At 65.7% G+C, this 13,067-nt stretch carries 14 protein-coding genes; 3 read left to right on the forward strand and 11 right to left on the reverse strand.

Going from position 1 to position 13,067, the window contains the following annotated elements; genetic code table 11:
- Positions 1–15: 15 nt before the first annotated feature.
- Entirely contained in the window at positions 16–984 is a 969-nt protein-coding gene (locus tag C0V82_RS07610) for a lipid II:glycine glycyltransferase FemX (RefSeq protein ID WP_102111815.1), read from the forward strand.
- A 22-nt stretch (positions 985–1,006) separates the two neighbouring features.
- Here C0V82_RS07610 and C0V82_RS07615 read toward each other — a convergent pair whose 3' ends face one another.
- The 4 genes from C0V82_RS07615 to C0V82_RS07630 all read right to left on the reverse strand — a co-directional run bounded on the left by C0V82_RS07615 (position 1,007) and on the right by C0V82_RS07630 (position 3,875).
- Positions 1,007–1,504 carry a DUF6265 family protein gene (locus tag C0V82_RS07615; protein ID WP_102111816.1) on the reverse strand — a complete coding sequence of 166 codons (498 nt, stop codon included), beginning with the start codon at positions 1,502–1,504 and terminating at the stop codon, positions 1,007–1,009.
- Between the two features lie 110 nt (positions 1,505–1,614).
- The gene (locus C0V82_RS07620; RefSeq protein ID WP_102111817.1) at positions 1,615–2,085 is read right to left on the reverse strand and encodes a DUF6265 family protein; all 471 of its coding nucleotides are present in this window, start codon (positions 2,083–2,085) and stop codon (positions 1,615–1,617) included.
- 36 nt (positions 2,086–2,121) lie between these two features.
- The gene (locus C0V82_RS07625) at positions 2,122–2,718 is read right to left on the reverse strand and encodes a glutathione S-transferase family protein (protein WP_102111818.1); all 597 of its coding nucleotides are present in this window, start codon (positions 2,716–2,718) and stop codon (positions 2,122–2,124) included.
- The gene (locus C0V82_RS07630) at positions 2,715–3,875 is read right to left on the reverse strand and encodes a YbfB/YjiJ family MFS transporter (protein ID WP_102111819.1); all 1,161 of its coding nucleotides are present in this window, start codon (positions 3,873–3,875) and stop codon (positions 2,715–2,717) included. Before C0V82_RS07630 ends, C0V82_RS07625 begins: the two co-directional genes overlap by 4 nt.
- Positions 3,876–3,978: 103 nt before the next feature.
- Between C0V82_RS07630 and C0V82_RS07635 the strand changes: the two genes are divergently transcribed.
- Positions 3,979–4,881 carry a LysR family transcriptional regulator gene (locus C0V82_RS07635; protein ID WP_102113308.1) on the forward strand — a complete coding sequence of 301 codons (903 nt, stop codon included), beginning with the start codon at positions 3,979–3,981 and terminating at the stop codon, positions 4,879–4,881.
- 16 nt (positions 4,882–4,897) lie between these two features.
- Here C0V82_RS07635 and C0V82_RS07640 read toward each other — a convergent pair whose 3' ends face one another.
- The 6 genes from C0V82_RS07640 to dgcA form a co-directional block, all read right to left on the reverse strand.
- Positions 4,898–5,152 carry a hypothetical protein gene (locus C0V82_RS07640; RefSeq protein WP_102111820.1) on the reverse strand — a complete coding sequence of 85 codons (255 nt, stop codon included), beginning with the start codon at positions 5,150–5,152 and terminating at the stop codon, positions 4,898–4,900.
- Positions 5,153–5,244: 92 nt separating this feature from the next.
- Positions 5,245–5,886: an EF-hand domain-containing protein gene (locus C0V82_RS07645; protein WP_102113309.1), complete on the reverse strand. Its 642-nt coding sequence runs from the start codon at positions 5,884–5,886 to the stop codon at positions 5,245–5,247.
- Positions 5,887–5,953: 67 nt separating this feature from the next.
- Positions 5,954–6,691 carry an EF-hand domain-containing protein gene (locus C0V82_RS07650; RefSeq protein WP_102111821.1) on the reverse strand — a complete coding sequence of 246 codons (738 nt, stop codon included), beginning with the start codon at positions 6,689–6,691 and terminating at the stop codon, positions 5,954–5,956.
- 58 nt (positions 6,692–6,749) lie between these two features.
- On the reverse strand, positions 6,750–7,844 hold the full coding sequence (locus C0V82_RS07655; RefSeq protein WP_158659796.1) for a pentapeptide repeat-containing protein: 1,095 nt from the start codon (positions 7,842–7,844) through the stop codon (positions 6,750–6,752).
- A 191-nt stretch (positions 7,845–8,035) separates the two neighbouring features.
- Positions 8,036–9,166 carry a pentapeptide repeat-containing protein gene (locus tag C0V82_RS07660; RefSeq protein WP_102111823.1) on the reverse strand — a complete coding sequence of 377 codons (1,131 nt, stop codon included), beginning with the start codon at positions 9,164–9,166 and terminating at the stop codon, positions 8,036–8,038.
- Positions 9,167–9,293: 127 nt separating this feature from the next.
- A complete protein-coding gene (dgcA, locus tag C0V82_RS07665) occupies positions 9,294–10,298 on the reverse strand; it encodes an N-acetyl-D-Glu racemase DgcA (protein ID WP_102111824.1) in 1,005 nt (334 codons plus the stop codon).
- 163 nt (positions 10,299–10,461) lie between these two features.
- Here dgcA and C0V82_RS07670 point away from each other — a divergent pair, with 163 nt between their 5' ends.
- Positions 10,462–11,298, forward strand: a complete 837-nt coding sequence (locus C0V82_RS07670) for a hypothetical protein (RefSeq protein WP_158659797.1) — start codon at positions 10,462–10,464, stop codon at positions 11,296–11,298.
- Here C0V82_RS07670 and C0V82_RS07675 read toward each other — a convergent pair.
- Entirely contained in the window at positions 11,276–12,637 is a 1,362-nt protein-coding gene (locus C0V82_RS07675; protein WP_102111826.1) for a CRTAC1 family protein, read from the reverse strand. The genes C0V82_RS07670 and C0V82_RS07675 overlap by 23 nt on opposite strands.
- Positions 12,638–13,067 lie beyond the last annotated feature (430 nt).

Consider the following 13,067-nt stretch of genomic DNA (forward strand, 5'->3'; position numbering starts at 1 on the left):
CAGTTGCAATCCCCGATGACCGATCAAGAGACCATCCCCAATTTGCGCATCGTCTGGGACGTGGGCCGCCTGTCGGAATGGTCGCGGCTGCTGGCCGAGTGCGGGCAAAGCAGCCTGACACAGGGGTTCGGCTATAATCAGGCCATGCTGACGGTCGAAGGCTGGCGGCCGCGTCTGGGCATTATCGAGTTGTCCGACCGGCCCATCGGTCTGGTGGTGATGAGCGAGCGGCGGGTGTTCAAGCTGATCCGTGTGGCGCGGTTGCACCGGGGACCGCTGCTGCGACCCGAAGCGCGCAAGCCCACCGTCTTCGCCATGGTCATGAAGCTGATCCGCAAGGAATATCCTAGCGGCCCCCTGAACTGGACCGCCGTCGTCCCGGAATGGGGGGCAGGCGAAGAGGCCGAAGCCATGATGCGCTGGGCTGGGTTCCGCCGCGACAAGGCGCCGGGATACCGCACCCTATGGGTCGATCTGCGGCGGGACGAGGCGGACCTGCGCGCGCGGCTGGCGCAGAAATGGCGCAACGCGCTGAACCAGGCAGAACGCGCCGGCCTGAGCGTGGAGATCGACCGCGACGGCAAGGCGCAGCTGCCCTGGCTTCTGGAACAGTACCAAAAGGACAAGGCCGCCAAACGCTATCGCGGACCGTCACCCAAACTGGTCATTCGCATGCGGACCGGTATGCACAAGGATGGCGACATCCTGCTGCTGCGCGCCGTCAAGGACGGGGTGCCGGTGGCAGGCATCCTGATCCTGGGCCATGGCAAGGCGGCAACCTATCAGATTGGCTGGTCCGACGCGGCGGGCCGCGCGACGCGGGCGCACAACCTGCTACTCTGGCGCGCCGTGCAGGAACTGAAACGCCAGGGCCGGCACTGGTTCGACCTGGGCGGCATCCTGCCTGATGAAGCACCGGGCGTGACGGCGTTCAAGCGCGGCATGGGCGGGGAAGAGGTGGAACTGGTGGGCGCGTGGCGGTAAAGCGCCGCCACGCGCCGAACCATCAGGGTGCGTCGCCCGCCCGCTTCCAGGTCCAGCGGAAGCGGCGTACGCCGCCATTGCCGTCAGGCCCTTCCAGCGCCGCCACGACATTGCCGCCATAGCGGTTGAAGACGATGCGCTGTGGATAGGCGATGTCGGTATTGGCGAACACCGCCATATTGTCCCCGGATTCGATCAGCTTGTAGGCGATGATCTCATTGCTGCCCAGCGGCTGACCGTAATAGATCACGGAGCCGTCAGGTTCCGCGACAATACGCATGAATTCCGTGTCGGCCCCGCGGGAGGGGGACATGGACCGGCGCATGCCCAGCATCACACCGTCACCGGGCTGCATGAAATGCTGTTCAGTGCGGGTCGGCCCTTCACGGCCCACCCATTGCCCCGACAGCCAGGTCAGCGATTTCAGGGGATCATTGGCAGCCTGTCCCGACGGGGGCAGTGCCACGAGCAGGCCCAGCAGGAGCAGGGCGGATACACGGGACGCAGAGAGGGTGAACATGGGCACTCCTCCATACTGTTTTGTTTTGAATATGTTACGCCTTTCTTCCGACGCCGTCCCCCGGCGGCGGCGATTTTGACGATTTTGCAGCAGCCCGGACGGGGTAGATTTCAGGGGGCGGCGCCCGCCAGCCGCCAGGACCAGCCAAAGCGCTTCACCTGCCCGTCCTTGCCCGGCCCCTCAATGGTTGCCGACAGGGTGTCGCCATCCCGGCGATAGGTGATCTTCTGCGGAAAATCGTGGGCTGGGTTCGTGAAAACGGCAAGGCCGGGGGCAGACTCGATCAGGGTGAAGCTGGCCGGGGACTGGCCCTGCGGGTGGGCGTGATAGGCCAGTTTACCGTCGGCACCGGGACCGATGCGGATGAACTCCACCTGCGGCGGCTTGCCGGGTCTGACGGTCCGGCTCATGCCCACGATGATGCCGGCGGCGGGGCGCATATAATGCTCCTCCATCCGCCGCTCCCCCTCCCCGCCCAGCCACTGGCCGGACAGCCAGGCCAGATCCTCAATCACCGGGTCGGCGGCGCGGCACGGCAGGGCAAGCGAGAGCAACAACAACAAGGGCAGCAGGCGGCGCATGGGCAATCCTCCATCGCGATTGCCTACCATAGCGCGTCAGCGCGGGTCCGTCGCGCGCAAGGAGGGCCGGTCGATTACCCCGGCAAACCACGTGGCAAGCGCGGGGCAGCCGGCGCGCCAGTCCAGGTCACCATGCCGGAAATCCAGATAATCCAGCGCACAGGCCACCGACAGCCCCCCAAGACCAAAGCCTTCCGCAGTCAGATCATCCAAAGCCGTCTCCAGCACCGGCAGGGTGCGGGCGATGGCCGCCTTCTGCCGCGCCACCCAGGCGGGAGAGCGTTCGCCAGCGGGACGCCGCCCCTCAATCACCGCACTGAAGGCTGCGTCCAGCAGCCCCTGAGCCAGGGCCGACAGGCGCAGGCCGCGCCAGCGGGCGGGACCGTCGGCAGGCAGCAGACGGCGGCCCGGCAGGGTGGCGTCCAGGTAATCGGCAATGGCCCAGCTTTCACCCAGGCACCAGCCCTCATCCGTCACCAGGGCCGGCACCTTGCCGGACGGGATTGCGGCCTGCAGGTCGGCAGGGTCGATCCAGGGGTCCAGGGTCACGACATCGACCGACGCCCCCTTTTCATGGATCAGCGCCAGCACCTTGCGCGCATAGGGGGAGGTCTTGGCGATGTAGAGCTTCATGATAAGGCTTCCTTCTTCATCAAGGACAGACCGGCAAGCCCCGCCACGGCACCACAGGCCAGAAGGGCGGCGCCCGCCGCGAACAGGGGAAGATGGCTGCCTGTTGTGGTGAACAGGGCGGTCAGGGCGTAGCCGCCCGCCGCCTGAAACAGGGCATAGAGTGCGGTCATCCGACCCCAGGCCGCCGTATGCCCCGCCGCCCCCGCCAGTTGCCCCGCGACACCCGACGCCAGTGCCACGGCACCGGGCGTCAGCACCCCGACCAGGATGGCCGACAGGCCCAGCGGCAAGGGCGCCGATGACAGCAACGGCAACGCCACGGCCAGCGCCTTAACGCCCAGCGCCAGCACCAGGGCCGGTGCAAAGCCCATAGCGCGGGCCAACCGCGAGACGATCAGCGGCCCGCAAAACGCTCCGATACCGAACAGGAACCAGTAGGCCCCGCCCATCGCCACCCCCTGCCCCAGGCCGCGCGCCACGAAGTCGGACAGGAATAGGGTATGGGGCAGAAAGCCCATGCCGTCGGTCGCATAGGCCAGGGTGAAAAGCCAGAGCGGCCAGGACCGGCCCGCCGGCCCCGTGCCCGCAGCCATAGACCGGACACCCGGCGGCCACTGCCCCCAGGCCAGCCCCGTCAGCAGCAGCGCGAACAGCCCGATCCCAGCCCAGGCCACCGCCACCCCATAGGCGGCAAGCCAGGGCAAGGCCGTGCCGGTGACCATCACACCCATGCCGATTCCGGAAAAGACGATGCCCGCCACCAGCGGCTTCTTCTCCCGCGGCACCTGTGCCATCAGGACCGGGGCGGCCAGGATCATCAGCATGGCACCCGCCACACCGGCCACGAACCGCCAGACACCCAGCCAGAGCAAACCGCCATTCCAGGCGCAGGCAAGCAGCGACAGCGCCACCAGCAGCATGGCCGCACGCAGCACCGGCACCGGCCCCAGCCGCCGCCCCGCCCGCGCGGCAGTGACAGCGCCCAGCAGATAGCCGGTCAGGTTGGCCGCACCCAGCAGCGCGCCGCCAGCGGCATCCACCCAGCCGTCACCGATCAGGGCCGGCAGCAGCGGGGTATAGGCAAAGCGCCCCAGACCGACACCCAGCAGCGTTCCCGCCAGGCCGGCAACGGCCAGCCGCCAGACAGAGGTCATCATTCACCCCGCAATCCATCAAGGTTGCTGACGATGACATGCCATTGACATCATGAAAAATGAATTGTCAGGATAGAAGAAATCGACCTGATTGATGGATGCGGCGATGGACAGCACCGATCTTTCCTTCTTCCTGGCCGTGGTGGAGGAAGGGGGCGTCACGGCGGCGGCGCGGCGGTTGAACTGTGTGCAGTCCAACGTAACGGCGCGCATCCGGTCGCTGGAGGCCGATCTGGGTGTGCCGCTGTTCCATCGCAACGGGCGCGGAGTGGTGCCGACACGGGCCGCGGAGCGGCTGTTGCCGCATGCAAGACAGGTGGCAGCGGCGCTGCGGGCGGCCCGTGACAGCCTGTGGGACCTGCTGAACCCCGACCGGCCCGGCGGGCAACTGACCATCGGCAGCATGGAGACGACGGCGGCCTGCCGGCTGCCGCCCGTTCTGGCCGCCTATCACGCGGCCTTTCCCGATGTGGAACTGAGCCTGCGGACCGGCGGCACGGGGGTGCTGACGGAAGAGGTGCTGGCCTATCGCCTGGATGCCGCCCTGGTCAGCGGCCCCATCGACCATCCCGACCTGATCGCCGCCGATGTGGGCGTGGAACGGATGGTGGTGGTGACGGCCGCCGGCACCGACTGGGCAGCGCTGCAGACACGGTCCAACCTGTCGGCCCTGTGCTTCCGGCGCGGCTGTGCCTATCGCGAGCGGCTGGAAAGCCTGCTGGCGGGGATGGGGCTAGGCCGGGCACGGATGCAGGAATTCGGCACCCTGGAAGGCATTATCGGCGGGGTGGCCGCTGGCATCGGGATCTCGCTGCTGCCGCTGGCCGCCGTGGAACGCTCCCCCCTGCGCGCGTCGCTGTCGCTGTACGAGGCCCCGGAGCCATGGGCCGTGGCACCGACGCAGCTGATCCATCGCCGCGACAATGTGATGACGGCTGCCCTGTCCCGCTTCATCGCGCATGCAAGGCTGGGATGGCAAAGCGATTTGCAAAATGCAATTACTGCATAATGCAAATCCATTCGCCTTACCAGACCAGGGAGACGGCGGGGCGGTAGGGCGCCTGCTCGAACATGCCATTCACCAGCCCCTGCAATTGCAGTCGCGCGCCTTCCGGTTCGGTCGAGGGGACAGAGGCCTTGGACAGGGCCTTGATCATGAAGCCGCCGCTGCGCAGCTTTTTCAGGGTGACACGGGCATCATCCGCTCGGGACGGATGGATGGCGGCGACGGTGGCCACACCTTGCGGCGGGCGGACAATAAACAGGCCGAAGTCGGTCATGGGAACCCCCTATGCCAATGGATAGGGGGCTTAAAAGCAAACGGGATGCCAAAGGCTTGGGCGTGCTTAAGAGGTAGAAGGGCGCGGCAGGATCAGTCCACGGCCCAGGCCCGCATGGGACCCTCCGCCTGATCCATGAATTCAGACAGAGAGATGGCGCCGTCGCCATTCTTGTCCATGATGGAGTGGCGGCGCGCGGCCTCCGCCGTCAGTTCACCGGGCGTCACGCGGAAATCGGCATTGCTGTCGGCGGACATCACGGGATCGATGCCCATGCGGTAATCAGGCCGGCCACGCCCATCGGTGCGCGCTGTCGCCGCCTCATCCGGGGTCATGTCGATGCGGCCGGGGCGCAGGCGGCGGCCACTATCGGCGGGGGCCGTGTGGGTCGGCAGGCTGACCCGATATTGCGTCAGTTCGTAGGAGGTGACGAACCCGTCATGGTTAAGATCGTACAGCGGAAAGACGCGCGCCGCCTCGGCGGTGAACTCCGCCAGCGACAGCTTGCCGTCATTGTTCGTATCGGTGCGGGCAAACCAGTCGCGCATGGTGGCGCGATAGGCCTCGGCATCGCGGGTCGGGGCACTGAGCGGTTCACCCAGCGGACTGACGGCACTGTAGCGGATACCGGGCCGGTATTTATCCCCACCACCGCAGGAGGCCAGAACCAGGGCGAGGGCCAGACCACCCGCCATCCGCCACGCCATCGCCCGCCGCATCCGCCGCTCCGTCATCAACGCACCCCTTGATTAGCGGGTGGCCGAAATCCATGCCAGCCGAAAAAGGCGGAACAACGGCGGATCAGCGAGGCGGCCCACCACCGCCGGGCGGGCCGTCACCGCCGCCACGCCGGCCACCCATGCCGCCGGGGCCGCCACGCATGGGACGCTCATTATAGGCAATCACGGCGCCGGCGCGGATTTCCTCAAGACTGGTCTTGCCATCGCGGTTGCTGTCCAGGGCACGCAGACGGTCGAAGGTGAGCAGTTCAAGTTCTTCCCGCGTCACCCGGAAATCAAGGTTGCGGTCGGCCTCCATCACCTTGTCGGCACCGCCGCCGGCCATCATGCCCATGCCGCCACCGGGCCGCTGACCAGCGGCCGGCGGCGGTGGCGGGCGGTTACCGTCCGCTGGCGGCGGCCCTTCCGGCGGTGAGTTTCCGTCAGGACCCTGACCACCACCCGGCGCGCCGCCACGCAGCGCCGCCATCCGGGCCATACGGTAATCGCCCAGTTCGCGGGAATTGATGGCCCCATCCCTGTCCGCATCAACAGCCTGGAAGAACCGGGCAATGTCGGGTTTCAGCTCATCAGGCGACAAAAACCCATCGTGATTGGCATCCAGGCCGTGTGCCCAATCCACAACGATATCGGCATAGGCGCCCTCGTCAGGCGCCATGCGGCCCAGCATCTCACCCGACAGCGACAAAGGCAGTCGCCCCATAGGCCGTCGCCCGTCGGGCCCGCCGCCGGGCGGTCCATCGGCGTGAGAGGTACAGGCCGTCAGCAGCAACAGGGCGGAAAGGGCGATGGGACGCATGGGCGGAACCTTGGTTGATGTCCCGCTTACACGCCCGCCGATCCCCGCACCTGTCGGATCAGGGCGTGGCCGTCGCCTCGCCCATGGCTTCCGGCAGGGTGCAATCCCGCAGTTTCAGGCCCTTCAGCCTGTCTACCGGTATCATGACGCTGGTGAAATCCACCCACTCTACAGCGGCATCGCGCAGGCGCACGGGCAGTGCACCGCCGCCCCGCAATTGCAGATCCTCCATATTGGCGGCCTCCAGCACGGTATTGCGCAGGGTCGCCCCCTCGAAGCCAGCCCCACGCAGGTCGGTGCCCGACAGGTCGGCATAGGCCAGGTTGGCACCGTTGAAATCGCTGGCCGCCAGTTTGGCGTGGCTCAGCTGAGCGCCCGACAGATCGGCGCCGCGGAAGGACATAGCCGACAGTTCGCGCCCGCGCAGATCCACGCCCTTCATCTTGCGGCCCGTGAAATCGGCCCGCACCCCGACCTTACCGCCGCTATCAACCCATTCTTCATGCTGGGCGACGATGCGGTCAATCTCCGCCAGGTTCTGCAAATGCTCGGTAAAGGCCGGCAACCCGTGGAACAGGCGGCGGGTCGTGTCATCGACGGTAAAGGTGGCGTCCTTGATATCGGCATGCAGGAAGTTCGCCCCCTGCATTTTCGCCCCCAGCAGGACCACACCCTGCAGGTCGCTTTCGCTGAAATCCGCGTTGGACAGATTGGCATTGCGCATGTTGACGCCGCGCAGGCGCACCTTGCGCACCACCGCATCCTCCAGCGACGCCTCCTCCAGATTGCAGAAGGACAGGTCGGTCACGAATTCCCGGCTGACCACATCCTCCCCCTTGCGGTGCAGGGTGAGGTTGCCCATGCGCATGTCGCTGCCATCCAGCTTGGCCTGAGCAAGGTCGGATTTGTAGAAGCGGGCGCCACGCAGATTGGCTCGGGTAAAGTCGCAATGTTTGAGATTGGAACCGATGAACAGGCTGTTGGCGAGGTCAGCCTCCCGGAACTTGCAGCCTTCGAGATTGGTCTGGGACATGTTGCAGGCCAGCAGCGTGGCCTGGGACATGTTGAAACCCTTCAGCTGCAAACCTTCCATATTGGCCAGACGCATTTCCAACCGGCGCCCGCCCTTGTTCTTGAGAAACAGGGAGTGCATGGCCAGATGCGTTGTCAGGTCCGTACGCGGGGACCCGGTATCGGGAGTTTGAGCCGCCATAAACATTCAACCGTGTGCATTCATAGTGCCACGCGGTGATACGACGATTGTCATGACGCGCGACGAAAAGGATAGTAGCGCGTTCAATAGCAAAAGAAAATGATTAATAAGTTAATATTAACAACCAAAAATCAATGTTCGTCGGGCATCGGGCATTCGCGTAAAACAGCACCCGCTAATTGTTCCGACGTGATCACGCATTGCGAGAAATTCGTCCACTCTATCGAGGCGCCGGCGAACCGGATGGACAGCTTGCCGCCGCCCCGCAACTCCAGGTCACCGAAATCGGCGCCATCGACAATCGTGTGCAGCAGGCGGGCATTTTCCATACCGGCACCGCGCAGATCGGCATTGGAAAGCTCGGCATAGGCCAGCGTAGCACCGTTGAAATCAGCCGCCGCCAGACGGGCATGGGCCAGCTTGGCCCCCGTGAGGTCGGCGCCACGGAAGGACACGGCCGACAATTCACGGCCCCGCAGGTCCACACCGCGCAGGGCGAGCCCCGCGAAATCGGCGCGCGACCCGCTGCGGCCAGCAGAATTCACCCATTCCTCATGCGCGGCGACAATCCGGTCGGTTTCGCGCAAATTGGCCAGATGTTCTTCAAACGCCGGGTTGCCCGCGAACAGGCGGCGCGTCTCGTCATTCACCGTGAAGACGGCGTTCTTGATGTTGGCGCCCGTAAACTTGGCCCGCTGCATCTGTGCGCCCAGCAACACCACGCCCTGCATGTCAGCGCCGGACAGGTCGGCCCCCGACAGGTCGGCATTGCGCATATTCACGCCGCGCAGCCGCACATTGTGCAGCACGGCGTCCTGCAGCGTCGCCTCCTCCATGTTGCAGAAGGACAGGTCGGTGGTGAATTCCCGCTGCTTGGCCACCCCGCCGCTGTTCAGCGTGATGGAACCGACGCGCATGTCCGACCCGGTCATCTTGGCCTGTTGCAGGTCGGATTTGTAGAAGCGGGTGCCGCGCAGGTCGGCGCGCGTGAAATCACAATGTTTCAGGTTGGCGCCGATGAACAGGCTGTTCGACAGGTTCGCCGCCTGGAAGCTGCACCCTTCCAGGTCCGTATAGGAAAGGTTGCAGGCCAGCAGCAGGCACTGCGACAGATCGAAGTTATTCAGCTTGATGCCCGACAGATTCTGCAGGCGCATTTCCAGACGCTTTCCCGCGTGACCACGGGCGAAAAGCGTGTGCTGGGCCAGCATGACCTGCATGTCATGCGACGGCAATGTGTGGGCGCTCTGCGGTTTATTCATCGCGGGGACTGCTTGATCCAACTTCTGGTTCAACTATGACATACACGCGTGTCAGGGTAATCCACCAACATCCGCATAAGGTCCTGCCCAAAAGACATAGACCGCGGGTAGCTGCGTTGCAGCAGACTCAGCCCCAGACGCCGGCGGCGCCCGGATGGACCAGCGCGCCGTCATAGATCAGACCCGGCTCCCGATCGCGGGCCAGCAGCAGCGGCCCGTCCAGATCCACGTAATCGGCCCCCTGTGCCAGCAGCAGGGCCGGCGCCATGGAAAGCGAGGTGGCCACCATGCAGCCGACCATGACATCCAGGCCCAGCGCCTGCGCCCGCGCCTTAACCGCCAGCCCTTCCGTCAGACCGCCGGTCTTGTCCAGCTTGATATTCACCACCTGATAGCGGCGGGCCAATTCTTCCAGCCCGTCCAGCCCGTGGGCGCTTTCATCAGCACCGATGCGGATCGGGCCTTTGAACCCGTCCAGCGCCTGATCGGCCCCGGCGGGCAGTGGCTGTTCGATCATCTCCACCCCCAGCCGGGCAAAGGCATCCGGCAGGGTGGCAAGATCGTCTGGCTTCCAGCCCTCATTCGCATCCACGATCAGGCGGCTGGCTGGCGCAGCGGCGCGCACCGCGGCGACACGATCCAGGTCAATCCCGTCGCCGGCCAGTTTGAGCTTCAAGAGCGGACGGGTCATGCTGCTGGCGGCGGCGGCCATGGCATCCGGCGTGTCGATGGACAGGGTGAAGGCGGTGACCACCGGTTCCAGCGGGGCCAGACCGGCCAGTTCCCAGGCGGGCCGCCCCGTACGCCGTGCCTCCAGGTCCCAGAGCGCACAATCCAGGGCATTGCGGGCGGCACCCGGCGGCAGAACATGGGCCAGCGCCCGGCGGCTCAGCCCCCGTGCGAAGGCCTCGGCCATACCGTTGATCGCGGCCTCCACCCCCTCCACGCTTTCACCATAGCGGGCATAAGGCACGCATTCGCCGCGCCCGACATGGCCGTCGCCATCCGTCAGTTCGGCCACCAGCACCACTGCCTCCGTCTTGGCACCGCGCGAAATGCGGAAGGTGCCGCGGATAGGGAACCGTTCCTGCCGGACGGTCAGGCGGACAGGCGGGGCGGGCGGAAAGGGCATTGCAAACTCCGGCAACGGTCTGCTGATTTTTCTACAGCAATCACAGGGGCTTGTCGAAGCGTTGCCCCTGTGGCACGTCGACATAGCATTGCGGTCGCGCGGGAACACCCCATGTGTTAGACCGTTGCCCACCGACGGCAATTTTGCGGAACCCGGGTTTGCGATGAATTTCAAGGACGCCTGGCGCGAATCACTGGCGATCTATCTGCTGCTTCTGTCCGATCCCGGCCGCGTGCTGCGGTTTGCGGGCGCGCCGGCATTGGTGCTGGCTGTGCTGGGCGTGGCGCAGATGACAGCATCGGGCGAAGGCGGGGGGGCTGCCCTTCTGCAATTCCTGTCGGTCCTGGGCATGATCTGGGGTCTGGGCATCTGGACGGTGCGCTGGGCCCGGTTCATCCTGACCGGTGAAGATCATAGCCAGTTCTGGGACATGCCGTTCGATGGGCGGTACTGGCGCGTTGGCGGCATATTGCTGGCCCTGGTGCTGACAGCCGGTCTGGTATCGGTGCTGCCGGCGGCGGTGTTCATGACCTTGCTGGCCAGCGTCACCGGTCATCGCCTGTCGCCCAATCCGGCGCAGGGGCCGGCGGATACCGCCGCATTGGCCTTTGCGATGCCCGACTGGTTTTTCCTGACCACCTACGCCGTCATCATCCTGATGACGCTCTGGCCCGTGGCGCGGCTGGGTCCCGCCATCGGGTCGGTGGTGCAGGATGGCAAATTCGTGATGGGCGCCAGTTGGAAGGCCACCCGGCCGCTGGGCGGCCTGCCGCCGCTTTTCGCCCTGGTCCTGGTGAACCTGCCCTTGCAGGTGCCGGGGGCGATCCTGCTGCTGATGGGGCTGTCATCCGACAGCACGTTGGCCGTGCTGGCCGGCAATATCGTGTTGTCGATCACCAATCCGCTGGTCGCGTCCCTGACGGCGGTGCTGTGGGCACGCATCTATGGCGTGGCTGTGGCCCCGCAGCAGGCGGTGCTCAACGACCCGGATGAGGAATGACCAGGGTCTGGCAGATGCCCGGCCCCTCAATCCGCTGAACCGCCCCATCGGGCCAGCGCACCTCCACCCGCTCCACCGCCTCCAGCTTCCCCAGGCCGAAATGGGCCACCGGCTCCATCTGGCACAGATAGCCGGAGCCGGCGCAGATGGCGCGCATCTGCATGCGGTCGCCGGCCCACAGGCGCACCACCGCCCCGCGCGCCGGCGCGCCCGCCAGCGTCAGGGGCCGGACGCGTAGCCAGTGATTGCCGCGCGGTTCCCCGATGAACAGCGACAGGGGCTGCGGCGCCTGCTCCCCATGCGCGACCAGCAGTTCCAACTGCCCGTCCCCATCCAGATCGGCCACAGCGGCCCCGGTACCGAAACCGGCGGGCAAGGCCGCGTCGCCGATATCGATGGCGGTCCAGCGATCGTCGCGCCAGCCGAACAGACGGTTGGGTTCGCCCATGTTATTGATGAAGATCTCTTCATAGCCGTCATTGTCGAAATCGGCGGCAATGACGGTACGGGCGCGGCTGGGCCTTGCCAGATCCGGCGGGGCCAGATCGGCAAAGCTGCCACCGGCCTGCTGCTGATAGAGCCGGTGCGGCGCCTCCCAATTGGCCAGCATGAAGTCGAATAGGCCGTCCCCCTGCACCAGGGCCACCCCACGCGCCGGCAGTACGGCGTCCGACAGGCCCAGCGTCTCCGCCATTTCAATGAAGGTGCCGTCACCCTGATTGCGGAAGAACAGGTTGGGTCCGATCTCATTGCCTGCGAAAATATCGGGACGGTCGCCCAGGATGGGGGCGGCCAGCAGGGAGCGCCCGCCCGTCAGCGCGTCCAACCCCACTTCATCCGCGACATCGACGATGCGACCGCGTGCACCCATTTCATAAAGGCGCATCGGGCCGCCATAATTGGCAACGATGAAGCCGTAACGACCAATGCCGACCCGATCAATCACCGCAACCGACCGGCCCGCGAAACGGTTGGCGGCGGCGAAATTCTCCTGCAAGGAGAACAGGTCGATCCAGCGGTCCCCAAAACAGGCCAGCAGCCGGTCGGACACCTGCTTGGGTCCTGAAAACCCGTCGCTGTTCAGGATGTAGATTTCCTCCCGCCCGTCGCCGTCGATATCGCCACAGGCCAGACCGATGGCCCGCCGCCCCGCATCGGCCAGCAGCGGCGGGGCGATATCCACCAAGCCCTGCCCACCCCATTTCAGCACGCGGTTGGGGCCGCCATAGCCGGCGACGATGATTTCATCCTGCCCATCGCCATCGACATCGGCCACGGCCACACCATAGGACAGGGCGGGCAGATTGCCGGCGATCAGGTTGGAGCATTCGATGAACATCCGGACCCCACGCAATGGCTGTCGTCCCGGCACCGGAACGGCTTATTCAATAACGCGGACGGAGGTGTACGGGCAAGGTGGGGGACTGTGATGTTTGGTGTGGTGATGAGGGCGGCATCTCATGCGCCCCACCGGCCACCACAACATATAGACACTACCCCCTTCGCCAGCCCCACCCGTATGGGTGATCCTAAGCATGTGATTTATGTCCTGACGGCCGGCATTCGTGAGGCCGACGCGATCCTGACAGGTGGGCTTTGGACGTCGCCGAATCTCACGATGGCGGTGCGGGGGGCCTGTTCACTCGGGAGTTCCTGGCGCTACATCCCTGAATCCAGGGCGAAATGGCGGCTAGTCCGCGCCGGCCACCCCGTCAAGCCGCGTGCAACGCATACCCCAGCCCCGTTCGCAAGCCCCCTTGGAATAGCTG

Origin of the sequence: Niveispirillum cyanobacteriorum (genome assembly GCF_002868735.1) — a bacterium.
Classification (GTDB): Bacteria; Pseudomonadota; Alphaproteobacteria; order Azospirillales; family Azospirillaceae; genus Niveispirillum; species Niveispirillum cyanobacteriorum.